This window comes from Clostridium sp. CM036 (assembly GCF_055081135.1).
Map to the genome: position 1 here is coordinate 3,764,920 of NZ_CM143652.1, position 26,815 is coordinate 3,791,734.

Genomic DNA, 26,815 nt, shown 5'->3' on the forward strand with positions numbered 1-26,815 from the left:
AATTAACAACCAAAGCCACCAAAGCCGCCGAAGCCGCCACGGCCACCAATACCACCACAGCCTAATAGTAAAAGAATTATCAAGATACTGCCATTTCCGCAGCCAAAGCCACTTCCAAAGCCACTTCCAAAGTTATTATCACAGCAGCAAGCAGGTTTACAACAACTAACAGGCTTACAACAACTAACAGGTTCACAGCAACAACAACAATTTTTATGTCTATGACTCATATAAATAACCTCCTTATTTTTAATAAGTAAAAGTTTAAAAATCAACGTAGGTAGCTAAATTAGCAACTTAAGAAGAAATTTTACACTTAAACTTAAGTAATGAAGTTGCTTTGGTGTTAATGCCACCATAAATAGGTGATGGACTGCTTTTGAAAGGTCGTTAAATGAATGAAGTTGTAGCTGTACTTTAATATATTCCGCATTTTATTAAGTGTGAATATAAGTTGTAGGAAATCTTTAAAAAAAAATTTGATGAATCCTTTTATTTTCTCATAAAATATTCATAAGACCTATTCATCATACAGAAGTAATGTCATTCCTATACGCATAGTATAATTATGTATATAATAACAAAAAATAGAATTTAATTGCGATTTATGATATAATAGAGTACATAATTAATATTAAGTTATAAATATCTTATATGGGTCACTGACAGTCACCTAAAAAAAGGGTTTTTCCTAAAAATATAGAATATAAGTATTAAGGATAAAAATTGTTTTAAAATGGGAGGTACATGATATGATAAAAGAGAATACGTTAACTTCGGCTAAAGAAGCTGGTGGATCAACAGCAGAAGAGGCAATAACAATAGTTTCTGATGTTACAAAAGAAAATGTTGATAAGACTATTAATGCGGTGAAGGATATGGCTAAAAATGTTAAATCAAAAGCTAGAAGGGCAACTACTGCTACAAAAAAAACAGCTAAAAAAACAATAGCGAAGAGAATTGATGTTGGATTCTATGTTCAATATAAGGGAAAAGAGGTTTCCAAAAAAACAATACTAGAAAAAGTTTATGAAGAATGGGTAAAATCTCACAAAATTACAGAACTTAAAACCTTAGATGTATATATAAAGGTTGAAGAAGATATAGCCTATTGCTTGGTAAATGGTGAAATTAAGATTAATTTGAAATTATCCTAACATAATTCAATAATATTTTAGGAGGGGATTTTTAATGTTGCAAGAAAGACTTAATAAGGTTCTAAAGATCATGGCGCTAAAGAAAACACCTCAAATGATAGTTTCTGACCCAGCGGCTATATTCTATCTTACGGGGAAGTGGATTTTATCAGGAGAAAGAATGCTTGTACTCTATATTAACTTAGATGGACATAACAAATTGTTTATAAATGAGTTATTCCCTATAAGTGAAGATTTAGGGGTAGAAAAGATATGGTTTAACGATACTCAGAGTCCAGTAGAAATTCTTGCAAGAAACATTGATAAAGATAAGCCTATGGGAATAGATAAAAATTGGCCAGCTCATTTCTTAATAAAATTAATGAAGCTTAAAGGTGGAAGTACATTTGTTAATGGATCTGAAATTCTTGACAGAGTAAGAATGTGTAAGGACGAAGGTGAAAAAGATCTAATGAGGGCAGCTTCAAAATTAAATGATACCGCTGTGGATAAAATGATAAAGCTTATCCCTAAAAAATATTCAGAAAAGAAAATGGGAAAGTTGCTTGGTGATATATGGGAAGAAATGGGTACTGAAGGGCATTCATTTGATCCGATTATAGGTTATGGGGCAAATGCTGCTGATCCTCATCATGAATTGGATGGATCAATGGTTAAAGAAGGGGACAGCGTAGTTATTGATATCGGATGTAAGATGAATTCATACTGCTCAGACATGACTAGAACTGTTTTCTATAAAAGTGTATCAGATCATAGTAGAGAAGTTTATAATATTGTTAAAGAAGCAAATAAAAGGGGAATTGAAAAAGTTAAAGCAGGCGTTAGATTTTGTGATATTGATGCTGCAGCTAGAGACTATATCTCGGAGAAAGGATATGGAAAATATTTTACTCATAGATTAGGGCATTCAATAGGAATAGAAGTTCATGATTTCGGTGATGTTTCCTCTGCTAATACTGATAAAGTTCAGCCAGGACAAATTTTCTCCATTGAGCCAGGTATTTATCTTCCGGGTGACGTGGGTGTTCGTATAGAGGATTTAGTAATAGTTACGAAAGAAGGTTGTGAGGTATTAAACCATTATACAAAGGACTTAATTATTGTAGAATAGTATAAAAGTGCTAAATAAAATAAAAGAGTTAAATAATATAAAAGGGCTTTGATAAATTAAAATTTTATCGAAGCTCTTTTATATTATTTCGAGGGTATAAATAATTTTCATTGTTATATATAATGTATAAGGTGTGGGTACACTAATGTAAGAGGATATCCACAAAATTGAATTTAGTAAATAACAACAAAGTAAATGGATATAACTTGTAAGATAAATTTTAAAATTTAAAAGGAGCGATTTAAAATGGCGAAGAGCTTTCCAAAAGGATTTCTATGGGGCGGAGCAGTAGCAGCTAACCAATGTGAAGGTGCGTACAATGAAGATGGCAAAGGGTTATCAACACAAGATATTGCACCAAAAGGTATAATTGGGAAAGTTACAGAAGAACCAACAGAAGATAACATGAAATTAGTAGGTATTGATTTTTATCATAGATATAAAGAAGATATTAAACTGTTTGCACAAATGGGGTTTAAAACATTTAGAACATCAATTGCATGGTCTAGAATATTTCCAAATGGTGATGATGAAATGCCAAATGAGAAGGGATTACAATTTTATGATGATTTATTTGATGAATGTCTAAAATATGGAATTGAGCCACTTGTAACAATTTCACATTATGAGACTCCTCTTGCTCTTTCTAAGAACTATAATGGGTGGGTAAATCGTGCGTTAGTAGGATTTTTTGAGAACTATATAAGAATAATTTTTGCTAGATATAAAAATAAGGTGAAATATTGGCTTACTTTTAACGAAATTAATTCAGTATTAAATGCACCATATATGAGCGGTGGTATATTTACGGATAAAGAAAAATTAACGAAGCAAGATTTATATCAGGCGATACATCATGAATTAGTAGCAAGTGCAATGGCAGTTAAGATTGGGCATGAAATGATACCAGGAGCAAAATTTGGATGTATGATTCTTGGTGTACCAAATTATCCATTAACGCCTCATCCAAGCGATGTAATTGAAGCAATGAAACAGGATAGAGAAAATTTATATTTCGCAGATGTTCACGCAAGGGGAGCATATCCTAAATATATGGATAGATACTTTAAAGATAACAATATTAAAATACATATGGAGCCAGGAGACACTGAGGTACTTAAAAATACAGTGGATTTTATCTCATTTAGCTATTATATGAGTTCTTGTGCAACAGCAGACCCTAAAAAGAGAGAAGTGGGAACAGGAAACATTATTTCAGGTGTACATAACCCATATCTTGAAGCTTCAGATTGGGGGTGGCAGATAGATCCACAAGGATTGCGTTACATACTTAATCTTTTTTATGACCGTTACCAAAAACCTTTATTCATTGTTGAAAATGGGTTAGGTGCTATTGATAAATTAATAATTGATGAAAATGGAAACAAAACAGTAATTGACGATTACAGAATTAAGTATTTAAATGATCATTTGGTTCAAGTAGCGGAGGCAATCGACGATGGAGTCGATATAATGGGGTATACTTCATGGGGATGTATTGATCTTGTTAGTGCAACAACTGCAGAACTCAGAAAGCGTTATGGATTTATCTATGTTGATCGTAATGATGATGGAACAGGTACATTAGAAAGATATAAGAAAAAAAGCTTTGATTGGTATAAAGAAGTAATTTCAACAAATGGGAAAAGTTTAATATAAAATAAGAATATAATTTTTTATTGGAGGGATAATCATGTTAAATATAGGTTGTCATTTATCAGTATCAAAAGGGTATAAAGCCATGGGGAAAGATGCTCTTAGCATAGGGGCAAATACATTTCAGTTTTTTACTCGTAATCCTAGAGGTAGTAAAGCAAAAGAAATTGATCCGAGTGATGTAGAAGCTTTATTAGAAATATTAAAAGAAAATAAATTTGCGACAATCTTAGCGCATGCGCCATACACACTTAATGCTTGTTCTGCTGATGAAAAAACAAGAGAATTTGCAGTGATGATTATGGAAGATGATTTATCTAGAATGGAATACTTCCCGAATAGTTTTTATAACTTCCATCCGGGTAGCCATATAAAACAGGGTGTTGAGAAGGGAATAGAATATATTATAAATATGCTTAACACTATATTGAAACCAGAGCAAACCACTACGGTACTTCTTGAAACAATGGCTGGTAAAGGAACAGAAGTAGGACGAACGTTTGAAGAATTAAAACAAATTCTTGATGGTGTTACCCTTTCAGACAAAATGGGTGTATGTCTTGATACTTGCCATATATATGATGCTGGTTATGATATCGTTAATGATTTAGATGGCGTAATAGATGAGTTTGATAGAATTATTGGACTTGATAAGCTTTATGCAATTCACTTAAATGATAGTAAAAATCCATTTGAAAGTCATAAAGACAGACATGAAAAAATTGGAGAAGGTTCAATTGGAATAGAAGCGATTAGTAGAATTATTAATCACCCCAAGTTACGTCACTTACCATTCTATTTAGAAACACCAAATGAATTAGCTGGTCATGCTGAGGAAATTAAGATATTAAGAGAAGCATATAAAAACTAATAAAATACTATTGATAAGTTAGGTTTTCTTTGTTAAAATAGAATCGAAGACATATTTCAATTATTGACCCAGTGGGACGTTTTAATTCCCACTGAATATAAAGCGTATTAAATTACCATATACATATGGAAGGAGATAATATTATGATTTATTCAACAGAAGTTTCAGAAATGATGTGTGTTGCAAAAGGACCTAATCATGGATCGGCACCAATTCCTGAAGAAGGAAAATGGGTACAAAGTAAAGAAATTAAAGATATCTCAGGTTTAACACACGGAATTGGCTGGTGTGCTCCTCAACAGGGTGCATGCAAGCTTACTTTAAATGTAAAAGAGGGTATAATACAAGAAGCATTAGTTGAGGTAATAGGATGCTCTGGTAGTACTCACTCAGCTGCAATGGCATCAGAAATACTTCCAGGAAAAACTATTTTAGAAGCGTTAAACACAGATTTAGTGTGTGATGCAATAAATACAGCTATGAGAGAGTTATTCCTTCAAATTGTTTACGGAAGAACTCAAACAGCATTTTCAGAAGGTGGACTACCTATAGGAGCTGGACTTGAAGACTTAGGTAAAGGTCTTAGAAGTCAAGTTGGTACAATGTATGGAACACTTGCTAAGGGCCCAAGATATTTAGAAATGGCTGAAGGTTATGTTACTAATATTGCATTAGATAAAAATAACGAGATAATAGGTTATAAATTTGTTCAACTTGGAAAAATGATGGAAATGATCAAAACAGGTATGGATGCTAATGAAGCTATGGAAAAAGCTACTGGAAGTTATGGTAGATTTGCAGAAGCAACAACAGTAATCGACCCAAGAAACAAATAATATAAGAAGGAGGAATAATTAAATGGCTTTATTTGAAAGTTATGAAAGAAGAATAGATCAAATATTACCTGTGTTAAGTAAGCACGGTATAAACTCACTAGAAGAAGCAAGAACAATTTGCGAAGAAAAAGGTATCGATGTTTTTGGTATAGTTAAAGGAATTCAACCTATAGCATTTGAAAATGCTTGCTGGGCATATGCAGTAGGGGCTTCTATAGCAATTAAAAATGGTTGTACTAAGGCAGCTGATGCAGCAGTATATATAGGAGAAGGTCTTCAATCGTTTTGTATACCTGGTTCTGTTGCTGATGACAGAAAAGTTGGAATTGGACATGGTAACTTAGCAGCTATGCTTCTACGCGAAGAAACTAAATGCTTCGCATTTTTAGCTGGACATGAATCATTTGCTGCTGCTGAAGGTGCAATTGGGCTTGCAAGAGCTGCAAACAAAGTAAGAACAGAACCTTTAAAAGTAATACTTAATGGTCTTGGAAAAGATGCTGCTTATATAATTTCAAGAATTAATGGATTTACTTATGTTCAAACTAAATTTGATTACTATACTAGTAAATTAACAGTAGTTAAAGAAACAGCTTATTCTGATGGAGAAAAAGCTAAAGTAAGATGTTACGGAGCAGATGATGTACGCGAAGGCGTTTCAATAATGCATTCTGAGGGAGTAGACGTTTCAATTACAGGAAACTCTACAAATCCAACAAGATTCCAACATCCAGTTGCTGGTACTTATAAAAAAGAATGTTGCGCAGAAGGTAAGAAATACTTCTCAGTTGCATCAGGTGGTGGTACTGGAAGAACTCTTCACCCAGATAATATGGGAGCAGGTCCTGCTTCATACGGAATGACTGATACTATGGGAAGAATGCATTCAGATGCACAATTTGCAGGTTCTTCATCAGTACCAGCTCACGTTGAAATGATGGGACTTATCGGAATGGGTAACAACCCTATGGTTGGAGCTTCAGTTGCGGTTGCGGTTGCAGTAGAAGAAGCAATGAGTAAATAAAGTCTAAGAAAAGGTACAAGCCCAGCATTTAGTGATAATTGACTAAATGCTGGGCTTTTATTTTCGTCTATAACTAATGTCAAATCAAATTACTAGATTCAAAAAAAACTGCTGAATGGTTAAGAGCGGAGTAGATAAAAAGATAGACATGAGAGAAGTCGCATGTCTATCTTGTGTTAATGAAAACTAGTAGTCATTACTACCAGTTGGTTTACCTACATAAAGGTTATATCCTATGAAAACCGAGACAATGCTTATTATAACTGTAGCAATAGCTACACAAATCAGAATTGTAGTTCCTAGAGGCATTATAGAAAAACTTTCAAAAAATTCTACTTCGCCAGTGTATGATGATATCGGCATAGAAGATTTTAGAAAAGCTAAAAGTCCATAACCGATAGTAGCAAACCCAGCAAAACTTAAGAGCCTAAGTTTTTTGCTTTTTATAAAAGTAATTGCAACTCCCACAAAAACAATTATTACTAATATGCATAACATTAATAGATCTCCTTTTGTTGTGTCTATTACTTGATTTATAGCAGAGTCTGGGGGAGCGTTACTAAAACCTTGGGAATCCGTAAGGTATACAAATCCAAATATACTACCGAGTAACACAGCACCAGAAATATAGAATAGGATGTACATTATAAATATCATAACTATTGGTAGCAAAAATATATTTAACGCTGTATATTTTCGGCTTACAGGAACAGTTTCAAAAAGTTTGTGATCACCATGAAGGATCCCATTAATCATCCATACAATTATAATAGGCAAATTACAAGGTAAAAAAGAATCGAAAATTGCTGTGTTTCCGAAAAATATAGATATATTCATGAAAATTATTACAGCAAAAGCAAAAACATAAAGTAATACCTTTAAAGGGGATGGTGAGTTAATATCAATTGGAGGATATGAATTTAGCAATAGCTTTTGATAAGCAATGAATTTTTTTAACATGTTAAGCACCTCTCTCCTTTATATAGTTTATAGGATATTAACATTGAAATAGGGATTATTACTACACAGACGCAGACTAATAATAATAAAAATTCATTGTAACGAGGCATTATTGCAATGCTTTTCCAAAAATTTATTGTACCAAGTTCAGTTACAACCGGTAATAAGTTTTTAAATAAAAGAAGTACTATTAGGATAAGTACAACTCCAAATATTGTAAGGGTTTTTCTAAGGCAATTAAGCCTTATAAAAAATATGGGCAATAAGATACTAGCTACTATAGTAGAGGTGCACCCTATTAATAATATAGTTTTCCAACTAATTATTAATACACTCATACTCGAAGTGAAGTTTAATTGTGTCATAAGCCTCGCAAATAGGAGCAATATAGCAGCTGGAAAAGTAATAAATATAAAAACAAAAAAATAAATATTTATAAGCGAATACAATTTTGAAACTGGTACAATTTCAAATAATTTATTTTGTGAATTTATAGTGGAGTAAATTGCATACAAAGCAAAAACCGTGGTATAGAATATAAATCCTCCATCTCCGAATATTAGGTCTAAAGTAATCATAATTAGCATGTAAATAAATATACTAAAAAAAACAAATGTTAAAGAATTTTTCGTATTAGCGAACCATGATGAATCACTTAAAAGTAACTGATAATTCCAAAATTTCTTTAGCATTATTCCACCTCCTTGTAAAACTTTCTATTATTTGCTAAGTGGTAGTTCCTTGTCATCTTCATTTTTTCGCACCCATGTAAAGCATAATATCTTCAATTGTAGGTCTGGCAGTTTTAACCCCTTCAAAATTTTGAAGTTTTAGATTTTTGTTGCATAATCCCTCATATCCGAAGGTCGTTTCCCTTATGCCTATAAGTCCAGATTTAATTTCATCTGTCATAGATTTTCTTTCAATATGTGCAAGGAGATAGGTATCAAGCATTTCATCTTTCCCCTTAGAAAAAACGATTTTACCATTATCAATCATTGTTATATAATCGGCAATCTTTTCAAGATCACTTGTAATATGAGTTGAAAATAGTATGGATCTTTGCTCATTTTGCATAAGTTCTAAGAGTAAATCAATTACGTCAGCTCTTGCGATTGGGTCAAGGCCTGCTGTGGGTTCGTCAAGTATAATTAAATCTGGATTATGACATAGGGCCATTACAACTCCGAATTTCATTTGCATACCTTTTGAATATGCTTTGAGCTTTTTATTTGGATTAAGTTCAAAGCGTTTCATAAGTTCGTCAAATTCTTTACCATCAAATGTTTTATAAAAGGGTGATATCATTTTTTTAATTTTAATAGGTTTGAGGTTAAGAGGATAAATTAGACTGTCAAAGACAACTCCTATTTTTGCTTTAACTGTTTCTTCGTTTCCGAACATAGGAGTACCATCGAAGAATATTTGTCCCGAAGTTTTTGGAATCATATTAAGTATTGTTTTAATAAGGGTGGTTTTGCCTGAACCATTCTTTCCTATAAACCCCATGATAGTTCCTTTTTCAATTGAAAAACTTATATCATCCAAAGAGAAATCTCCTATATTTTCATTTAAGTTTTTAATTTCCAAAGCCTTATTAGTCATTTTTACTACCTCCGTATATTTCATTTATAACTTTAAGCATTTCCTCAGAGGATATGCCACAAGCGTCTGTAAATTCTTTGATTTCAAGAAGTCGTTCATGAAGCATGTCAATGTGTAGTGCCTTAATTTTCTTCTGGTCAATGTCTGCAACAAAGCATCCTCGTCCTTGTAAATTGATGACAATACCCTCTTTTCCAAGTTCTTCATAAGCACGTTTTACTGTTATGATTCCAACCTTCAAATCTTTTGCCATAAGCCTTATTGACGGCAATTGCTCCTTGGATTTTAGCTTTCCGCTGAGTACCATTTCTTTTATTTGATTTTGTATTTGCTCATATATGGGCGTTTGCGAAAGGGATGATATAAGAATATTCAAACATATGACCTCCTTGTCTACTGTTATTATACGGTAGACACAGAGAGATGTCAATAATTTCTTTAAAATACAATTTATTAATCAGAGACTATCCTTGACATGTTTTTTAAAAAGAATTAACATTATAATAATTAAAACTTAAGAGGGTGAGTCCTATAAAAAAAAGAATAGCTGTTGTAGCGTTGGATTATATGGCTGCAAAATTTTACGAAAATCAGATTAAAGAGCTTTTTGGTGAGTTAGTAACCACGTGTGCTTATAATGTATTAAATGGATCGGTTAAAAAAATAAAGGAAGCTGATTTATTTGTAGTTTCAACCGATGCTTTTGAAAACATTACGGATTTTCAGGAGTGCATCCCCATTGATGTCCCTAAAGTAGAAATTGCAGTGGCCTTTACTAACAAATCTCTTGATATTTTAAGGAGTATTCCAAATGGAAGTAAAGCTTTATTTGTCAATCTCAGTGAAAAAATGGTGCGCGAGGCTATAACTAGACTCAGCCAACTAGGCATCAATCACATAGAGTTTACACCATATTATCCTGGAGCTAAGCCAGTTAGTGGGTTCGAGCTGTCGGTAACACCAGGTGAATTACGTTATGTACCAAAAGATATAAAGACTATTATCGACCTTGGGCAGCGTGTGCTAGATTCAACCACAATGGTGGAAATAGCACTGAGGCTAAAATTTGATTACCTATTAGAGAGGGAAAAATTCAAGGAATATTTTCGTTCTTTAGCTGTCAATAATTATAGCTTTAATCAACTGTTTGGAAGATCTCTTCAAATGGAAAGTCAATTTGAAATTTTGATGGAAATCATGGATGAAGGTATTATTGGTGTGAATGAGGATGATATTATTTTTGCTTGTAATTCAAGAGCACTAGAAATTACAGGTGTTACGAAAGAACAATCCATCGATCATCCTGCTGCGTTAATTTTATCGTTTTTACCTTTTGAGGAGTGTAGGAGTACGCGAAAAAAGATAAATAATCGTTTGATTAGAGTGAGTGGTGTGGATATTACTGTAACCGTTACTCCTGTAATACGTGGAGATGAATATCTCGGTTCTTTTGCTACTATACAAAAATTTACTGAAGAAGAGTATAAACAACATAATTTGCGTCTTCAATTACTTAATAAAGGTCATAAAGCTAAATATACCTTTGATGATATCATTGGGGAGAGTGATGTAATAAAAAAAGCATGTACCATTGCTAAAAAAATGGCGAGAACCAATTCTACTGTCTTAATTACAGGTGAGAGCGGAACGGGGAAGGAACTTTTTGCACATGCTGTACATAACGAATCAGAGCGTCATAACTATCCTTTTATTGCCATAAACTGCGCAGCGATACCAGATAATCTGCTAGAAAGTGAACTGTTTGGTTACGATGAAGGATCTTTCACTGGTGCTAAAAGGGGAGGAAAATTGGGGCTTTTTGAATATGCTCATAGGGGAACAATATTTTTAGATGAAGTAGAAGGGATGAGTCCAGCCCTCCAAATAAAACTGCTTCGTGTTATTCAAGAAAGAGAGATTATGCGAATTGGAGGCAATAAAATTATTAGTATTGATGTACGAATAATAGCTGCAGCCAATGAAAATCTTGAAGAGCTGGTGTCTAACGGGAGTTTTCGTAATGACCTCTACTTTCGTCTAAACACCTTGCCAATTCAGCTTCCTCCATTGCGAGAGCGCGGTGAAGACATTATGCTGCTGTTTGACTACTTTAAACATAAATTGGGAGGAAAATTCATCCTATCTACACAAGTAATTAATGCATTGCTCTCTCATAATTGGAATGGAAATATTCGTGAACTACACAACTATGTAGAATATCTCACCTATATAGATAAAGATATAGTGTATTACGATGATTTACCACCTGGGTTCTACAATAATGCTATGTCAACATTAAAATGTAAGTCTGATACTAGCACTAATCTAGATACTAAACTTTTGGAGCAATTAGCAGGTAATCAATTAGATGATTATTTTTTTGTACTAGACAGATTGCATGTGGGATTTGTTCAACAAATTTCCATGGGTAGATTATCAATTTCTGAGCAAGCAGAAAAAACAGGACGCTACCTAACCCAACAAGAAGTTCGCGGTATTTTAAATGATTTAAATAATTTAGGTTTAATTAAAATGTCGCGAGGTAGAGGTGGTAGTAAAATAAATGACCGAGGCATAAAGGTTTTCAACAAACTGCAATCTCAACTTAAATAGACATTATTTTTCATTAAATTGGCACCATATTTGTTGTATTTATGTTATAGCAAATATTTCTTGCATAAATAAATATAAGAAGGGTGTAAATTTTGAAGTAATAGAATCTTGTTCTAATAATTGAAGATCAATTGTTAGAACAAGATGGAGTCTATTCAATAGATTTTAAGGACTTTGAAAGAAAATTAAAACAGAAAAGAACTAATTAAAAAGCAATGTAAAATTATTCTTCAATGAGATTAAAAGACCAAGTGATATCTGATTTATAAGTATTTGCAACACCACTCTCAACCTCAAAGGTAGTTTTAAGCGCATCTTCTATCATTTCAGGGGTCATACCTTTTCCTTTTATATTATATGAAAGATCAATTTTTTCGATAGGCTTTGGAACCACTGCTCCTCTTTCTCCATTCACAATCACTTCGTATTCTGAAATTTGAGCCCCTCTAGCCTTAAGCGTTGTAACTATATCTACACTTGTACATGCTGCAACCGCATGAAGAAGTATTTCAATTGGCTTTGGACCTAAAACTTTTCCGTTATTCATTTCTGCTGGACCAGCCAGCACGAATTTTGCTCCCTCTCGAGTTGTACATTCAAATGCCGCTCCGTCTCCAAGCCATTTTACTACTGCGTTCATCATAATAATTAAATCCTCCTATATTCATAATATGGTATGTGTTTAAGTTAATAATAACTCATAGACTTCAAAAAGAAAAATTGATATAATAAATCATAATCATATAAAAAATTTATGGATGAAGAAAGGATAATAACATGGAAATTCGCCAACTTAATACATTCATTACTGTAGCGGATCTTAATAGTTTTACTCGAGCAGCATATACGCTTGGATATACTCAGCCTACTGTCACATCTCAGATACAGTTGCTAGAGAGCGACCTAGGAGTTCGTCTATTTGAACGTATTAGGAAGAATATTTCGCTTACCCATGAGGGTGAAAAATTTCTTGTTTATGCAAGACAAATCGTTAATCTGTGTGAAGAGGCAAAAGATGCAGTAAAAGATTATCCTGCTAGAAAAGGAGTTGTGACGATAGGAGCATGGGAGTCGTTATGCACAACACGGATAGATAACCTTCTCAAAAAGTTCCATTATAAGTTTCCCGACATTGAAATCATATTAAAAACTATCAAATCTACGGAGTATCAAGAACTTTTACTGGATAACCAGATTGATGTGGCCTTTTGCTTGGAGCGTATGATAACAAGTTCAGATTTCATTGTTGAATTGGCAATACCCGAACCTTTAGTATTACTCGCAGGACCGAACCATCCTATTGCAAAGTCCATTAGTGTATATCCCGAAAACATCGTTGACTATACCCTTATTTTAGCAGAAGAAGGCTGTAGCTATCGGAAGACGCTGATGAAAATACTTAGCGATTGTGGTTTGACTCCCAAATCAATTATGGAAATCGGTAGTATCCAATCTATGAAACAGCTTGCAATCGGCGGTTTAGGAATTATACTTCTGCCTAAAATTACAGTTGAAGAAGAACTATCAAAAGGTGAGCTTGTTGAATTGAAATGGTGTGGACCTTATTTTGAATTCTTGACTCAAGTAATTTACCACAAAGACAAGTGGATGTCGCCTGCTTTACAGACTTTGCTGAATATGACGAAGATAATCCTTCCAATGCAGTATTGTCAGAAGTGATATTAGACTGCTGCCCATATCTCGTAGGAGGTAAAGTAGTGCTTTTATCAGAAAAGGCATAGCAAAATTTTGCTATGCCTTTTTGTGAACTTTTTATATAAGTCTATTATTTTTAAAACTCAAATAGGTCTTTTTGTGGGAACAATCCAAATGCTCCGCCGGTATGAATAAATAGAATATTTTCGCAGTTTTTAAAGGTTCCCTTTTTAATTTCTTGTACTAATCCATACATTGCTTTACCGGTATACACAGGATCTAAAATAATTCCCTCTAGTTTTGCAAAGTCGTGGATAAATTGAAGCTCTTCTGCTCTGCTAAGAGCATATCCTCTTCCTACATATCCATCTATAATATGAATTTCATCTTTAGAAATATGTAAATTCACATCGATGTATTGCATACTTTCATGAGCTATTTTATAAATCTCATTTTTGAAGTGTTCAGCGTCATCACAAACGTTGACGCCATAGATTTCACCATTATACTCTAGTGTTTTGCTTGCTAGAAACAGTCCGGAATGGGTTCCACCAGATCCTACGGCTAGTACAATTTTATCAAAATGTACACCTAGCTCTTTTTCCTGGCAAATAATTTCCTTCATGGCATTATAGTACCCAAATCCACCAATCCCATTAGAAGCACCTTCTGGTATAATATAAGGTTTACAGCCCGTTGCCTCTAATTGCGCTTTGATTTGTTCCATAATTCCAGCTTTATTATTTTTATATTCTTCTGGAGTAACAAAACGAATCTCAGCTCCCAAAAGCTTATCTATAAACAAATTACCATCTGATTCTGTTTCTGAGTCCCCTCTTAAAACAAGGACTGATTTCATTCCAAGTCTTGCAGCGACTGCTGCCGTAGATCTACAATGATTAGATTGGATTCCTCCGCAGGTAATAAGTACATCACATTTTTGATCAAGGGCTTCCTTTACAGAAAATTCAAGTTTCCTTATTTTATTACCAGATACTTCGGTTCCTGTTTGATCATCTCTTTTTATATAGATATTAGGTCCGCCCAGTTTTTGAGAAAGTCTTTCTAGTTTTTCTATTCGTGTGGGTAAGTTTGCAAACGTTATTTTTTCAGGAATTTTAATCATTGATTACTCCTCCTTTTTTATACAAATGCTACAGCTTCTATTTCAAGTATTCCATCTTTAGGTAGTTTTGCCACCTGGACACATGAACGTGCTGGTTGATTTGAAGTAAAATAGCTTTCGTATACTTCATTTACTATTGCAAAATCATTCATATCTCTAAGAAAAATTACCGTTTTTACGACTTTATCAAGAGATGATCCTGCTTCTTCTAATATTGCTTTTAAATTTTCAATAGATCTTTCTGTAGCTTTTCTTACGTCGCCACTTATAAGTTCTCCGGTTTCTGGTACAAATGGTAGTTGACCAGATGTAAATAATAAATTTCCTACCTTAATTGCCTGTGAATATGGTCCAATTGCTGCAGGTGCTTTTTTAGTTGAAATAATTTCTTTTATCATAATTAATCTCCTTCTTTATGAAACTATATTTTAATTTTGAAAGTCTTTTTAGCTTTTATCTTACAATAATAATATACAAGTAAACCTAATAATGCAAGTTCTAATCCTAGCATAGTACTATTAGGTGAATACTTACTATTATTAAAGTTTACAGTTTAGGATTTATTGTACATAAAGTATTAGATGCTAAAAATCATCCGATGTAAGTTTTAATTGTAACTCGTATTTGCAAATACACTTATATTACAAGCAATAACTATGCCAATGTTATTGAACCCTTTTCTATATTATTAAGAATTTATAGGACTAAATCAGTTATTTAAGGGGAGAGCATTCAACCTATAATATAGAGTTAACATCTATAAATCATTAGCCTTTGATAGAAGATGATAAAGATTGAACATTCTTCTTCATCCAGTCTTTACCTTCTACCAATCTAGTAACTATCATAGATGTTACAGCGTCACCAGTGCAGTTTATCCATGTTGCAGCAGGATCTACAAGGAAACCAAGAGTTGCAATAATTGGAAACGCTTCTGGCGGAAACCCAAATAAGTTTACAATCAACATTTCACCGATAAGTCCACCACCTGGAACACCCGACATAACTACGCCGCCCATAACTGAAATGGCTAGTGCAGCAATATAGGTTCCAATTCCAGAGAATCCTTGTCCGAATATTCCAAATAAAAATGAAATTTTTAATATCGAAGAGATAACAGTACCGTCCATATGCATGGTCGCACCGATTGGCAATACAATTTCACGGATATCCTTTGGAACTCCCATATTATTAGTAGCCTTTAGGTTAACAGGTAGAGTTGCAATAGAGCTTTGTGTTGCAAGAGATGTAATTGACGGTTCTAAGATGTTTTTGAAGAAAATTTTTATACCCTGAGTACCACCAGCAAAATATGAATATCCAGAAAATGCAACAAAAAAATATACAATACATAGTGGATAATATATAATCATAGCTCTTGCATAAGCTCCCAAGAGCTGAGGACCAAATTCGCCAATGAGGCTTGCAAAATAAGCACCTAAACCAATTGGAGCGTACAACATAATAATGCTGATAAATTTCATCATAACTTTGGACATAGCGTCTAACCCCTTAGCTATAATGTTGTTTTCAGCGCCAAGGGAACTAACACATAAACCAAAGAAAATAGAGAATATAATAAGAGGCATCATATTAGAGCGAGAAAATAAGCCACCAAAATCAGTTACAGTTAGTGTCTTAACAATTTGATCAGAAAGCTTGACGGATTCCAACGCTTTAGCAGATTGCAATGTTAGGTTAACGCCAGCAGCAGGTGGAAAAAACTTGACAACAGCAATAACGATAACGCCGGCAATAAGTCCCGTAGTAACAAATGTCAAAAACATGTTGCTTATAATTTTCCCAAGTCTTTTCATATTGACCATATTTCCTACTGCACCAGCTATGGTAACAAAGACTAGAGGGGTTACAACGGTGAACATTAAGTTAAGAAATACATCACCAAATGGTTTAAGTACTGTTGCTTTTTCACCGAAAATAATTCCAATTATGCTACCTATTATAATAGATAGCATTAAAACAATAGAGAAACGATAGTTTTTCCATGTGCTTTGTTTTTTTTTGTTCATTTTAATATCTCCTTTTCATTGGTTGGTATTGTTAAGAAATAAAAAGACATTTCAAACAATCCTTGACTTTACGCTTTTTTATAATTGATAATGAGCAATTACCTGTTATACAATCTGTGGACAAATAATGACATTGTTGATTAATCACGATTTATAAGTACGGTATCGTTTACTTTGACGAAAATAATTTTGAATAAATATTGAAAATAGGTGTGATACCTATTCCATTATGTACGCTTAATATAAGTGTACAATTGCTCCTTGCATTAGCAACTTAATAATTCCATTTTTGTAATCATAGTTTTTATCCTTTCATTTCTTATATCAAGCTTGCTATAATGGTAACTAGCAAATTTTATGCCAATAAATGAGGTTTTTGCTCTTTTTCAACAAAATTCGGTAATTAGAGATGAAGAATTATTGGTCTAAATGAGAATGATGTAATTTTTGATTGCAATTCAAGAGGAGTAGACAATATTTTTCATTTAAATGGTTTAAGTTGTATAACTTTAACCATTTAATTTGTTCGAAAACAATTTTTTCGATAAAAGCTTTATATATAATAGATACTTAGTTAAAGACCACTCCAAAAGATCAATCAGAAAATTGGCATCATTTTTGCTATATTTATGTTATAGCAAGTATTTCTTGCACAAATAAATATAAGAAGGGTGTAAATTATGAAGTATAATTTTGATGAAATAATTGACCGTAGTAATAACTTTGCTGCAAAATACGATGAAAGAGAAAAAAAATTTGGAACTTCTAATGTAATACCATTATGGATAGCAGATATGGAATTCGAGGTAGCTAAGCCCATTAATGATGCTATCATCAAAAGAGCGAAGCAAGGAATCTATGGATATACATCTCGCCCTGACTCCTATTATGAAGCTTTTTGTGATTGGGAAAAGACTCAAAATAATTGGATAGTTAATAAAGATTTAATTAGTTTCAGCCCCGGTGTTGTTCCATCTCTATCGGTTATTGTCAGAGAATTTTCTAATAAAGAAGATAAAATTTTGATACAGACTCCAGTCTATCCAGAATTTTATGACGTAATAGAATCTTGGGGAAGAGTGGTAATTGAAAATCAATTATTAGAACAAGATGGAGTCTATTCAATAGATTTTGAGGACTTCGAAGAAAAATTAAAACAGAAACCAAAGTTATTTATTATGTGTAGCCCACACAATCCGGTAGGCAGAGTGTGGATCCGAGAGGAACTAGAACATATTACTGAACTATGCCTACGCTATAATGTAATGATTGTTTCAGATGAGATACACTCAGATTTGATATTGTGGGATAATAAACACATTCCTACTGCTAGTATATCAAAGGAGGTTTCTAGTAAAACCATCACCTGTACTTCATGTACAAAAACTTTCAACTTGGCAGGACTACAGGCGTCTGTAGTGATTTTTCCGAATGCTGAAGTTAAAGAGACATTTGATGTTTTTTGGAGAGGTATGGATATCCATCGCAATAATTGCTTTAGTCTTGTAGCGGTAGAAGCAGCTTATAGGTATGGTCAAGAGTGGCTTACACAGTTAATTCCATATATTGAGGGCAATATTGATTTCATAGGAGAGTTTTGTAAAAACAACATACCAAAAATTAAACCTAGCAGACCTGAAAGTACTTATCTGGTTTGGCTTGACTGTCGTAAACTAGAATTGGGAAATGATGAACTGAAAGAATTTATGATAAATAAGGCGGGTCTAGGACTTAATGCTGGCAATGATTTCTGTCGTAGTCTTTCTGGATATATGCGTGTAAATATAGCGTGTCCACGTTCAATACTTGAGAAAGCTATGCTACAACTTGAAAAAGCTGTTAATTCATTGAATAGGGATTAGATAAAATTATAAACAAGCAGTGATATACTTGGATTTAACGAGGGATATGAAAATAAAGAAATAGCTGTAGTAATAATTAATTTTACTACAGCTATTTCTTATTTATCAAACAATCTTTGGAAAATTCCTTTTTTCCTGTGAAGAATTTCGTCGGCTACTGCTTTGGATCGTTGTCTTTCAAGACTTTGAGTTAGATTATTAACCAATTGAATATCGTGTTCTTTAATGGTTTCGGGTAATGATAACACGATTTTATTTTTCTCTTGTTCTTGTTTAAACAGGACCTGTGTATTTTCTAATAATTTATTAATATCATAGAGTTGACCGTCTTTAACAGTTAATTGCTGTTTAATAAATTCGATATTACTTTTAAGTATTTCAATCATATCTTCTTTTAATAGATTCACCACTGTAACTGCAACTTCTGATTCTGCTTCTGAAGAGTGATTATATTTTAGAGCTTGTTTAATTGCTTCTAGACCTTTTTCTTCTACACATGTTTTACCATTGTGGGATATTAAAAAAGGTTTTACTTCAGGTAATTTCATCTTAGCGTAAGCCGTTACTTTACTGATATTTAAATGTTTAGCTATTTTAAATGCATCATAGATCATTGTACACGCCTCCTAAATTATATATAGAAAGTATTCTCCAAATATTTCCAAATACCTTCTATAATAAATTAAATTTAATAAGGCCATTGTAAAATTTAATTAAACACTTAGCAGGAATGTATAGTAAAGTACTAAGATTAGGAGTTTTATCGGGTTAAGGGTTAGTTAATAGTGCCGTTAAATTTAACGACACTATTAACAATGGAAAAGGTTATTTTTGCTTAAATTCTTGCTGTAAGTACTTTTGGAAGTCTTGGCATCGTAATAATATTTTCTATATGGATTTTTATTTAAAAAAATTCATGAAGAATACAATAGTTGGGATACCTATGAGGTCAATTAGAAATGCTCCGACTAATGGAACTATTAAAAATGCCTTTGGAGATGGACCATATTTTTCAGTAACAGCTCCCATATTAGCTATAGCATTTGGAGTAGCGCCAAGACCATGACCTGCCATACCAGCTGCCATAACGGCTGCATCAAAATCTTTTCCAAGGAATTTAAATACAACAAATACTGTGTATAATATCATAAATATTACTTGTGCAGTAACTATTATTAATAATGGTCCTGCAAGTCCTACAAGTTCCCATAACTTCAATGTCATTAATGCCATTGAGAGGAAAATTCCAAGGGACACGTTGCCCATTAAATCTATAGTGTAATAATCAAGTTTAGCGATGTGTATTTTATCATTTATATTTCTAAAAGCTACAGATACAAACATAGCGCCTACATATCCAGGTAAAGAAAGGCCTGTAGCTGTTGAAAACCATCCGCTGGCAATAGACCCGATTGTCATACAAACAGTTATTATTGCCATATGAGCCATAACCATATTCGTTGTGATTTTTGTATTTCCTGTGTCGCTTACTACATTTTCAAAGGATTTTACGTCATAGTTATCTGATGTACTAGGTTTTAATTTGTGTTTGTCTATTAAATGCTTTGCAATGGGGCCCCCGATAAGACCACCAGATATAAGACCAAAAGTGGCGGCAGCTATAGCTACGGTAGTAGATCCTGCAATACCCATAGCCTCAGCAGTTTTTCCAAAAGCGGCTGCTGCACCATGTCCACCTTCCATTGAAACTGAACCTGCCATAATACCAAACATAGGGTGAATTCCAGTAATCTTTGCAAATACAATGCCTATAACATTCTGTGAAATAGCAAGGACTCCACATAGCAGCCAGTAGATAATTAAACATTTTCCACCTTTTTTAAGTAATTTAAAACTTGCGCCAAGTCCAATAGTCGTAAAGAAAGCTATCATAAAAGGAGATTGAAAAGTTGTATCCATACTAATTGTTATTAGACCGCTCTGTTTTAAAACAAGCGCAAGTATTGAAAATAGTAAACCTCCAATTACAGGGGCAGGAATACAAAACTTTCTAAAAAAAGCTACCTTTTTTATAAGCCAGTAACCTAATAGTAATAATAAAATTGCGGTTGCTAAGGTTGCTACCATATCAACCTTGAGAGTAAGTAAATCTTCTACTAATTCTGTTTTCATAATTGCTCCTCCTTTAACATCAAGACAATGTAAACGTTGTCTTGATTAATTTTATTATACCACTTTCTAATTTTAACAGTGCTAGACATCTATAGAAACATAAGAGTGGTTTTAATAATATATGTAGAATTAAATACTATATGTTCGATAAAAAAGTATCAGTTAATTATTTAGTAATAAGGATTCGTTTAGAGAGGATTTATAATAGATTTGAGATAATTAGTAAATAAAAACTGTATATTGAAATCAGTTCCAGATATTAAGGATCCACCAATCTGATACTTTAGGGAAATCCTTAATTGAATATGTGAAAAACTCTAGGGAACGGGGGTTTTGGTAAATCATTAGACTTTTCAAAGGCTTAAAAGAATATAAATAACTGTAAGGAGTGATTTATATGAAGTTGATATATACATTATTAGTTGTAAAAGTATTGTATAGTGGAAAAGCTAATCCGAAAAAAATAGTAAAAACAATTAAAAAGGAGTCTAAGTTTTGGGGTAAATTAATTACTGAAATCAGTAAACATTATAAGTAGGTTTGTATCTATATAAAAACGTTACAACTTCACTTGTGAAAATATAGGGTTTCCATCTTTATCTAACAATACAGTAATTCCTCCAGCATAATCCTCAATATTAATTAAATAATTTGTTACTGTGTCTGTATCTACAAGTATTTTACAACGTACTGCTAATGCATCAGCCCGATTGCATACAGTTTTAAATGTTTTATTTCTTATCTTATCATTCTTATTAAACATTTTTTCCTCCTATATTTTTTATTTCGCAATATTATTAAATATAGCCAAAAATTAAGGTTGTATACTTAATAGGGGGAGACTTTTGTTATTTGACGACAGTTTCTCAAAAAAATGTTTCTATGTTGATAATAATTAGCCATGTGTATCAGGATGCGAAACATTGAATTATTTAGACTAATATGTAGAAATATGAATGTAATCTAGCTAGAGTACCTATATTGTGAAATTATGCCCTTATTTATATGATAGAATACTCCTTGTCGTCACAAACGAGTGGCACGATAAACTAAGTGTTGATAACTATTTAGTATGTTTTCAAATGAAAATAAATTAAAAAAATGTTGACAAAACAAGAAATACCTAGTAATATAGTAGAAGTCGTCACATGATGACAAAGCGAATTGGTCTTTGAAAATTAAACAGAGAAATAGGTAAAGATAGCGAAATAATATTTCGTTAAACCAGTTAATTACTTTAGTATAAAGTAAAATTTAGTCGTAAGACTAAAAGTATGTAATGAGCTTGCGAATCAACTTAACAGTTGTCGCAGATTAATCATTTCAACTAAAAAAGTGTAAACTTTTAAATTGAGAGTTTGATCCTGGCTCAGGACGAACGCTGGCGGCGTGCCTAACACATGCAAGTCGAGCGATGAAACCTTTCGGGGTGGATTAGCGGCGGACGGGTGAGTAACACGTGGGTAACCTGCCTCAAAGAGGGGAATAGCCTCCCGAAAGGGAGATTAATACCGCATAATATGTTTTGGTCGCATGATCGAAACATCAAAGGATTTTTCTTCGGAAAATTCCACTTTGAGATGGACCCGCGGCGCATTAGCTAGTTGGTGAGGTAACGGCTCACCAAGGCGACGATGCGTAGCCGACCTGAGAGGGTGATCGGCCACATTGGAACTGAGACACGGTCCAGACTCCTACGGGAGGCAGCAGTGGGGAATATTGCGCAATGGGGGAAACCCTGACGCAGCAACGCCGCGTGAATGATGAAGGCCTTCGGGTTGTAAAGTTCTGTCTTCTGGGACGATAATGACGGTACCAGAGGAGGAAGCCACGGCTAACTACGTGCCAGCAGCCGCGGTAATACGTAGGTGGCAAGCGTTGTCCGGATTTACTGGGCGTAAAGGATGCGTAGGCGGACATTTAAGTCAGATGTGAAATACCCGAGCTTAACTTGGGTGCTGCATTTGAAACTGGGTGTCTAGAGTGCAGGAGAGGTAAGTGGAATTCCTAGTGTAGCGGTGAAATGCGTAGAGATTAGGAAGAACACCAGTGGCGAAGGCGACTTACTGGACTGTAACTGACGCTGAGGCATGAAAGCGTGGGGAGCAAACAGGATTAGATACCCTGGTAGTCCACGCCGTAAACGATGAATACTAGGTGTCGGGGGTCGAACCTCGGTGCCGCCGTTAACACATTAAGTATTCCGCCTGGGGAGTACGATCGCAAGATTAAAACTCAAAGGAATTGACGGGGGCCCGCACAAGCAGCGGAGCATGTGGTTTAATTCGAAGCAACGCGAAGAACCTTACCTAGACTTGACATCCCCTGCATAACCCAGAGATGGGCGAAGTCCTTCGGGACAGGGTGACAGGTGGTGCATGGTTGTCGTCAGCTCGTGTCGTGAGATGTTGGGTTAAGTCCCGCAACGAGCGCAACCCTTATCATTAGTTGCTACCATTAAGTTGAGCACTCTAGTGAGACTGCCCGGGTTAACCGGGAGGAAGGTGGGGATGACGTCAAATCATCATGCCCCTTATGTCTAGGGCTACACACGTGCTACAATGGTGAGTACAAAGAGATGCAAGACCGCAAGGTGGAGCCAAACTCAAAAACTCATCCCAGTTCGGATTGTAGGCTGCAACTCGCCTACATGAAGCCGGAGTTGCTAGTAATCGCGAATCAGCATGTCGCGGTGAATACGTTCCCGGGCCTTGTACACACCGCCCGTCACACCATGAGAGTTGGTAACACCCGAAGTCCGTGAGGTAACCGTAAGGAGCCAGCGGCCGAAGGTGGGATTGATGATTGGGGTGAAGTCGTAACAAGGTAGCCGTAGGAGAACCTGCGGCTGGATCACCTCCTTTCTAGGGAGTAGATGTATTGACTTCGGTCGATGCAATAGAAGAATATTAATTTATTCTTCAAAAATATCTATTGTAATTAATCGTACCTAGTTCTCTGTTTAATTTTGAGAGACTAATTTTATCTAACTCTTAGGAGTTAGATAATAAATAGTTTTTCTTAAAATGTTCTTTGAAAATTGCACAGTGAAAAAAGTTGTTTTAAAAAAATTAAAACTACGCAAGTAGTTTATAAATTGATTTAATACAATTTCGCAAAATTAATATAATCGTCTATGTAAATAGACAGAATCAAGGTCAAGCTACAAAGGGCGCATGGCGAATGCCTTGGCACTAGGAGCCGAAGAAGGACGCGTTAAGCTGCGATAAGCTTTGGGTAGGCGCAAATAGCCTGTGATCCAAAGATTTCCGAATGGGGGAACCCACATAGTAACAACTATGTACTGCATACTGAATAAATAGGTATGCAGAGGTAGACCCGGGGAACTGAAACATCTAAGTACCCGGAGGAAGAGAAAGAAACATCGATTTCCTAAGTAGCGGCGAGCGAAAGGGAAAGAGCCCAAACCCAGGTCTTTGATCTGGGGGTTGAGGATAGATCATAAATACTGCAATTCCTTAATTGAAGATAGCTGGAAAGCTGCTCCGCAGAAGGTAATAGGCCTGTAAATGAAAAGGAAAAACAGTCAGATCTAATCCAGAGTACCACGAGACACGTGAAACCTTGTGGGAAGCTGGGAGGACCACCTCCCAAGGCTAAATACTACCTAGTGACCGATAGTGAAGAAGTACCGTGAGGGAAAGGTGAAAAGAACCCCGGAAGGGGAGTGAAATAGAACCTGAAACCGTGTGCCTACAACCGGTCGAAGCACTTTATATGTGTGACGGCGTGCTTTTTGTAGAACGAGCCAACGAGTTACGATATGTAGCAAGGTTAAGTACTTAAGGTACGGAGCCGAAGGGAAACCAAGTCTGAATAGGGCGCATAGTTGCATGTCGTAGACCCGAAACCGGGTGACCTATCCATGGCCAGGATGAAGCGGAAGTAAAATTCCGTGGAGGTCCGAACCACGTTGGTGTTGAAAAACCATGGGATGAGCTGTGGATAGCGGAGAAATTCCAATCGAACTCGGAGATAGCTGGTTCTCCTCGAAATAGCTTTAGGGCTAGCGTCGATTAATTGAGTAATGGAGGTAGAGCACTGAATGGGCTAGGGGCTGACAACAGTTACTGAACCCTATCAAACTCCGAATGCCATATACTTTTATTTCGGCAGTCAGACTGCGAATGATAAGATCCGTAGTCAAAAGGGAAACAGCCCAGACCATCAGCTAAGGTCCCAAAGTGTAAGTTAAGTGGAAAAGGATGTGGGATTTCTAAGACAACTAGGATGTTGGCTCAGAAGCAGCCACTCATTTAAAGAGTGCGTAATAGCTCACTAGTCAAGAGATCCTGCGCCGAAGATGTCCGGGGCTAAAACTTACCACCGAAGCTATGGGTGTACACAATTGTGTACGCGGTAGAGGAGCTTTCTGTACTGGCTGAAGTCATACCGTAAGGAGTGGTGGACGGTACAGAAGTGAGAATGTTGGCATGAGTAGCGAGAGTTAAGTGAGAATCTTAACGGTCGAAAACCTAAGGTTTCCTGAGGAAGGCTCGTCCTCTCAGGGTTAGTCGGGACCTAAGCCGAGGCCGAAAGGCGTAGGTGATGGACAATCGGTTGATATTCCGATACCACCAATGGACGTTATTAGAAATGGGATGACGCAGGAGGATAAGATGTGCACACTATTGGATGTGTGTCTAAGCATTTAGGCGGAGCAAGCAGGCAAATCCGTTTGCTCTTAACGCTGAGATGTGATGGGGAAGGGAATTTATTCCCGAAGTATCTGATTCCACGCTGCCAAGAAAAGTCTCTATCGAGGATATTGGTGCCCGTACCGCAAACCGACACAGGTAGGTGAGGAGAGAATCCTAAGACCATCGGAAGAATTGTTGTTAAGGAACTCGGCAAATTGACCCCGTAACTTCGGGAGAAGGGGTGCCTACGTAAGTAGGTCGCAGAGAATAGGCCCAAGCAACTGTTTAGCAAAAACACAGGTCTCTGCTAAAGCGAAAGCTGATGTATAGGGGCTGACGCCTGCCCGGTGCTGGAAGGTTAAGGGGATTACTTAGCGCAAGCGAAGGTATGAACTTAAGCCCCAGTAAACGGCGGCCGTAACTATAACGGTCCTAAGGTAGCGAAATTCCTTGTCGGGTAAGTTCCGACCCGCACGAATGGCGTAATGATTTGGGCACTGTCTCAACAACACATCCGGCGAAATTGTAGTGCAAGTGAAGATGCTTGCTACCCGCGATTGGACGGAAAGACCCCGTAGAGCTTTACTGTAGCTTAGCATTGAATTTCGGTATTGTCTGTACAGGATAGGTGGGAGACTGAGAAACATGGGCGTCAGCCTGTGTGGAGTCATCCTTGGGATACCACCCTGACAGTACTGAGGTTCTAACTGGAGGCCATGAATCTGGTCACAGGACATTGTTAGGTGGGCAGTTTGACTGGGGCGGTCGCCTCCAAAAAAGTAACGGAGGCGCCCAAAGGTTCCCTCAGCGCGGTTGGAAATCGCGCGAAGAGTGCAAAGGCAGAAGGGAGCCTGACTGCGACACTTACAAGTGGAGCAGGGACGAAAGTCGGGCTTAGTGATCCGGTGGTACCTCGTGGGAGGGCCATCGCTCAACGGATAAAAGCTACCTCGGGGATAACAGGCTGATCTCCCCCAAGAGTCCACATCGACGGGGAGGTTTGGCACCTCGATGTCGGCTCGTCGCATCCTGGGGCTGAAGTAGGTCCCAAGGGTTGGGCTGTTCGCCCATTAAAGCGGCACGCGAGCTGGGTTCAGAACGTCGTGAGACAGTTCGGTCCCTATCCGTCGCGGGCGTAGGAAATTTGAAGGGAGCTGTCCTTAGTACGAGAGGACCGGGATGGACAAACCTCTGGTGCACCAGTTGTCACGCCAGTGGCATCGCTGGGTAGCTATGTTTGGAAGGGATAAACGCTGAAAGCATCTAAGCGTGAAGCCCACCCTGAGATGAGATTTCCCATAACTCGCACGTAAGTGCGATGTTAGTAAGACTCCTGGAAGACCACCAGGTTGATAGGTTAGAGGTGTAAGCATGGTAACATGTTCAGCTGACTAATACTAATAAGTCGAGGGCTTGACCTAAATATATAATTAAAAGTAATGCGATATACTTCTTTCGTAAGAAAGAAGCGAGGCTTTGAGCGTGAGCGAAAAGACTAATTCACTGTGCAATTT

22 protein-coding genes and 2 rRNA genes are annotated in these 26,815 nt (G+C 35.8%); 12 read left to right on the forward strand and 12 right to left on the reverse strand.

Annotated features, from left to right (window positions below):
- Window positions 1-2 precede the first annotated feature (2 nt).
- Window positions 3-230, reverse strand: coding sequence for a ground-like protein (locus tag ACWJKE_RS17870; protein WP_216303255.1), 228 nt, complete (start codon window positions 228-230; stop codon window positions 3-5).
- Between the two features lie 522 nt (window positions 231-752).
- Between ACWJKE_RS17870 and ACWJKE_RS17875 the strand changes: the two genes are divergently transcribed.
- The 6 genes from ACWJKE_RS17875 to ACWJKE_RS17900 all read left to right on the forward strand — a co-directional run bounded on the left by ACWJKE_RS17875 (window position 753) and on the right by ACWJKE_RS17900 (window position 6,655).
- The gene (locus tag ACWJKE_RS17875) at window positions 753-1,157 is read left to right on the forward strand and encodes a DUF6465 family protein (RefSeq protein WP_462953657.1); all 405 of its coding nucleotides are present in this window, start codon (window positions 753-755) and stop codon (window positions 1,155-1,157) included.
- Between the two features lie 34 nt (window positions 1,158-1,191).
- The gene (locus tag ACWJKE_RS17880; RefSeq protein WP_462953658.1) at window positions 1,192-2,268 is read left to right on the forward strand and encodes a M24 family metallopeptidase; all 1,077 of its coding nucleotides are present in this window, start codon (window positions 1,192-1,194) and stop codon (window positions 2,266-2,268) included.
- 246 nt (window positions 2,269-2,514) lie between these two features.
- The gene (locus tag ACWJKE_RS17885; protein WP_462959061.1) at window positions 2,515-3,927 is read left to right on the forward strand and encodes a glycoside hydrolase family 1 protein; all 1,413 of its coding nucleotides are present in this window, start codon (window positions 2,515-2,517) and stop codon (window positions 3,925-3,927) included.
- 34 nt (window positions 3,928-3,961) lie between these two features.
- Window positions 3,962-4,795, forward strand: a complete 834-nt coding sequence (locus tag ACWJKE_RS17890; RefSeq protein ID WP_220287378.1) for a deoxyribonuclease IV — start codon at window positions 3,962-3,964, stop codon at window positions 4,793-4,795.
- A 143-nt stretch (window positions 4,796-4,938) separates the two neighbouring features.
- Window positions 4,939-5,631, forward strand: coding sequence for an iron-sulfur cluster assembly scaffold protein (locus ACWJKE_RS17895; protein WP_216303251.1), 693 nt, complete (start codon window positions 4,939-4,941; stop codon window positions 5,629-5,631).
- 22 nt (window positions 5,632-5,653) lie between these two features.
- Window positions 5,654-6,655, forward strand: a complete 1,002-nt coding sequence (locus ACWJKE_RS17900) for a GGGtGRT protein (protein ID WP_216303250.1) — start codon at window positions 5,654-5,656, stop codon at window positions 6,653-6,655.
- 186 nt (window positions 6,656-6,841) lie between these two features.
- Here ACWJKE_RS17900 and ACWJKE_RS17905 read toward each other — a convergent pair whose 3' ends face one another.
- The 4 genes from ACWJKE_RS17905 to ACWJKE_RS17920 are packed head-to-tail and all read right to left on the reverse strand — an operon-like array spanning window position 6,842 to window position 9,596.
- The gene (locus tag ACWJKE_RS17905) at window positions 6,842-7,615 is read right to left on the reverse strand and encodes a hypothetical protein (protein WP_462959062.1); all 774 of its coding nucleotides are present in this window, start codon (window positions 7,613-7,615) and stop codon (window positions 6,842-6,844) included.
- Complete coding sequence (locus ACWJKE_RS17910; RefSeq protein ID WP_462953660.1) at window positions 7,609-8,307, reverse strand: ABC-2 transporter permease; 699 nt, start codon at window positions 8,305-8,307, stop codon at window positions 7,609-7,611. The genes ACWJKE_RS17905 and ACWJKE_RS17910 overlap by 7 nt, the downstream gene beginning before the upstream one ends.
- 58 nt (window positions 8,308-8,365) lie before the next feature.
- Window positions 8,366-9,220, reverse strand: a complete 855-nt coding sequence (locus ACWJKE_RS17915) for an ABC transporter ATP-binding protein (protein WP_462959063.1) — start codon at window positions 9,218-9,220, stop codon at window positions 8,366-8,368.
- On the reverse strand, window positions 9,213-9,596 hold the full coding sequence (locus ACWJKE_RS17920; RefSeq protein ID WP_462952824.1) for a GntR family transcriptional regulator: 384 nt from the start codon (window positions 9,594-9,596) through the stop codon (window positions 9,213-9,215). Before ACWJKE_RS17920 ends, ACWJKE_RS17915 begins: the two co-directional genes overlap by 8 nt.
- Window positions 9,597-9,787: 191 nt before the next feature.
- Here ACWJKE_RS17920 and ACWJKE_RS17925 point away from each other — a divergent pair, with 191 nt between their 5' ends.
- Window positions 9,788-11,833 carry a sigma-54 interaction domain-containing protein gene (locus ACWJKE_RS17925; RefSeq protein ID WP_462952825.1) on the forward strand — a complete coding sequence of 682 codons (2,046 nt, stop codon included), beginning with the start codon at window positions 9,788-9,790 and terminating at the stop codon, window positions 11,831-11,833.
- Window positions 11,834-12,056: 223 nt separating this feature from the next.
- Here ACWJKE_RS17925 and ACWJKE_RS17930 read toward each other — a convergent pair whose 3' ends face one another.
- A complete protein-coding gene (locus ACWJKE_RS17930) occupies window positions 12,057-12,476 on the reverse strand; it encodes an OsmC family protein (RefSeq protein WP_462953663.1) in 420 nt (139 codons plus the stop codon).
- 134 nt (window positions 12,477-12,610) lie between these two features.
- Here ACWJKE_RS17930 and ACWJKE_RS17935 point away from each other — a divergent pair, with 134 nt between their 5' ends.
- A complete protein-coding gene (locus ACWJKE_RS17935; protein WP_462952827.1) occupies window positions 12,611-13,513 on the forward strand; it encodes a LysR family transcriptional regulator in 903 nt (300 codons plus the stop codon).
- Between the two features lie 112 nt (window positions 13,514-13,625).
- Here the strand turns inward: ACWJKE_RS17935 and ACWJKE_RS17940 are convergent, their stop codons facing one another.
- The 3 genes from ACWJKE_RS17940 to ACWJKE_RS17950 all read right to left on the reverse strand — a co-directional run bounded on the left by ACWJKE_RS17940 (window position 13,626) and on the right by ACWJKE_RS17950 (window position 16,645).
- The gene (locus tag ACWJKE_RS17940; protein ID WP_462952828.1) at window positions 13,626-14,615 is read right to left on the reverse strand and encodes a D-cysteine desulfhydrase family protein; all 990 of its coding nucleotides are present in this window, start codon (window positions 14,613-14,615) and stop codon (window positions 13,626-13,628) included.
- A 17-nt stretch (window positions 14,616-14,632) separates the two neighbouring features.
- Window positions 14,633-15,013 carry a RidA family protein gene (locus ACWJKE_RS17945; RefSeq protein ID WP_216303244.1) on the reverse strand — a complete coding sequence of 127 codons (381 nt, stop codon included), beginning with the start codon at window positions 15,011-15,013 and terminating at the stop codon, window positions 14,633-14,635.
- A 369-nt stretch (window positions 15,014-15,382) separates the two neighbouring features.
- Entirely contained in the window at window positions 15,383-16,645 is a 1,263-nt protein-coding gene (locus ACWJKE_RS17950; RefSeq protein WP_462952829.1) for a dicarboxylate/amino acid:cation symporter, read from the reverse strand.
- 680 nt (window positions 16,646-17,325) lie between these two features.
- Between ACWJKE_RS17950 and ACWJKE_RS17955 the strand changes: the two genes are divergently transcribed.
- Entirely contained in the window at window positions 17,326-18,507 is a 1,182-nt protein-coding gene (locus ACWJKE_RS17955) for a MalY/PatB family protein (protein ID WP_462952830.1), read from the forward strand.
- A gap of 98 nt (window positions 18,508-18,605) precedes the next feature.
- On the opposite strand, the gene ACWJKE_RS17960 is transcribed toward ACWJKE_RS17955, so the two are convergent.
- The gene (locus ACWJKE_RS17960) at window positions 18,606-19,121 is read right to left on the reverse strand and encodes a hypothetical protein (RefSeq protein ID WP_216303241.1); all 516 of its coding nucleotides are present in this window, start codon (window positions 19,119-19,121) and stop codon (window positions 18,606-18,608) included.
- A 286-nt stretch (window positions 19,122-19,407) separates the two neighbouring features.
- Window positions 19,408-20,640 (reverse strand): sodium/glutamate symporter, encoded by a 1,233-nt coding sequence (gene gltS / locus ACWJKE_RS17965; protein WP_220287364.1) that lies wholly within the window; start codon window positions 20,638-20,640, stop codon window positions 19,408-19,410.
- Window positions 20,641-21,037: 397 nt separating this feature from the next.
- Here gltS and ACWJKE_RS17970 point away from each other — a divergent pair, with 397 nt between their 5' ends.
- Window positions 21,038-21,178, forward strand: coding sequence for a hypothetical protein (locus ACWJKE_RS17970; protein WP_462952831.1), 141 nt, complete (start codon window positions 21,038-21,040; stop codon window positions 21,176-21,178).
- Between the two features lie 21 nt (window positions 21,179-21,199).
- Here ACWJKE_RS17970 and ACWJKE_RS17975 read toward each other — a convergent pair whose 3' ends face one another.
- Window positions 21,200-21,403, reverse strand: coding sequence for a DUF6440 family protein (locus ACWJKE_RS17975; protein WP_462952832.1), 204 nt, complete (start codon window positions 21,401-21,403; stop codon window positions 21,200-21,202).
- Window positions 21,404-21,986: 583 nt separating this feature from the next.
- Between ACWJKE_RS17975 and ACWJKE_RS17980 the strand changes: the two genes are divergently transcribed.
- Together ACWJKE_RS17980 and ACWJKE_RS17985 are read left to right on the forward strand one after the other, a co-directional pair.
- Window positions 21,987-23,504 (forward strand): 16S ribosomal RNA (locus tag ACWJKE_RS17980).
- Window positions 23,505-23,796: 292 nt separating this feature from the next.
- Window positions 23,797-26,722, forward strand: a 23S ribosomal RNA gene (locus ACWJKE_RS17985).
- The 16S and 23S rRNA genes sit together here, the layout of an rRNA operon.
- Window positions 26,723-26,815 lie beyond the last annotated feature (93 nt).

Coding starts and splice junctions, on each gene's coding strand:
- ACWJKE_RS17925 (WP_462952825.1), top strand. CDS start 9,788: ATGGCTGCAAAATTTTACGAAAATCAGATTAAAGAGCTTTTTGGTGAG.
- ACWJKE_RS17880 (WP_462953658.1), top strand. CDS start 1,192: ATGTTGCAAGAAAGACTTAATAAGGTTCTAAAGATCATGGCGCTAAAG.
- ACWJKE_RS17930 (WP_462953663.1), bottom strand. CDS start 12,476: ATGATGAACGCAGTAGTAAAATGGCTTGGAGACGGAGCGGCATTTGAA.
- ACWJKE_RS17915 (WP_462959063.1), bottom strand. CDS start 9,220: ATGACTAATAAGGCTTTGGAAATTAAAAACTTAAATGAAAATATAGGA.
- ACWJKE_RS17910 (WP_462953660.1), bottom strand. CDS start 8,307: ATGCTAAAGAAATTTTGGAATTATCAGTTACTTTTAAGTGATTCATCA.
- ACWJKE_RS17900 (WP_216303250.1), top strand. CDS start 5,654: ATGGCTTTATTTGAAAGTTATGAAAGAAGAATAGATCAAATATTACCT.
- ACWJKE_RS17950 (WP_462952829.1), bottom strand. CDS start 16,645: ATGAACAAAAAAAAACAAAGCACATGGAAAAACTATCGTTTCTCTATT.
- ACWJKE_RS17935 (WP_462952827.1), top strand. CDS start 12,611: ATGGAAATTCGCCAACTTAATACATTCATTACTGTAGCGGATCTTAAT.
- ACWJKE_RS17940 (WP_462952828.1), bottom strand. CDS start 14,615: ATGATTAAAATTCCTGAAAAAATAACGTTTGCAAACTTACCCACACGA.
- gltS (WP_220287364.1), bottom strand. CDS start 20,640: ATGAAAACAGAATTAGTAGAAGATTTACTTACTCTCAAGGTTGATATG.
- ACWJKE_RS17895 (WP_216303251.1), top strand. CDS start 4,939: ATGATTTATTCAACAGAAGTTTCAGAAATGATGTGTGTTGCAAAAGGA.
- ACWJKE_RS17875 (WP_462953657.1), top strand. CDS start 753: ATGATAAAAGAGAATACGTTAACTTCGGCTAAAGAAGCTGGTGGATCA.
- ACWJKE_RS17890 (WP_220287378.1), top strand. CDS start 3,962: ATGTTAAATATAGGTTGTCATTTATCAGTATCAAAAGGGTATAAAGCC.
- ACWJKE_RS17885 (WP_462959061.1), top strand. CDS start 2,515: ATGGCGAAGAGCTTTCCAAAAGGATTTCTATGGGGCGGAGCAGTAGCA.
- ACWJKE_RS17960 (WP_216303241.1), bottom strand. CDS start 19,121: ATGATCTATGATGCATTTAAAATAGCTAAACATTTAAATATCAGTAAA.
- ACWJKE_RS17955 (WP_462952830.1), top strand. CDS start 17,326: ATGAAGTATAATTTTGATGAAATAATTGACCGTAGTAATAACTTTGCT.
- ACWJKE_RS17945 (WP_216303244.1), bottom strand. CDS start 15,013: ATGATAAAAGAAATTATTTCAACTAAAAAAGCACCTGCAGCAATTGGA.
- ACWJKE_RS17970 (WP_462952831.1), top strand. CDS start 21,038: ATGAAGTTGATATATACATTATTAGTTGTAAAAGTATTGTATAGTGGA.
- ACWJKE_RS17975 (WP_462952832.1), bottom strand. CDS start 21,403: ATGTTTAATAAGAATGATAAGATAAGAAATAAAACATTTAAAACTGTA.
- ACWJKE_RS17870 (WP_216303255.1), bottom strand. CDS start 230: ATGAGTCATAGACATAAAAATTGTTGTTGTTGCTGTGAACCTGTTAGT.
- ACWJKE_RS17905 (WP_462959062.1), bottom strand. CDS start 7,615: ATGTTAAAAAAATTCATTGCTTATCAAAAGCTATTGCTAAATTCATAT.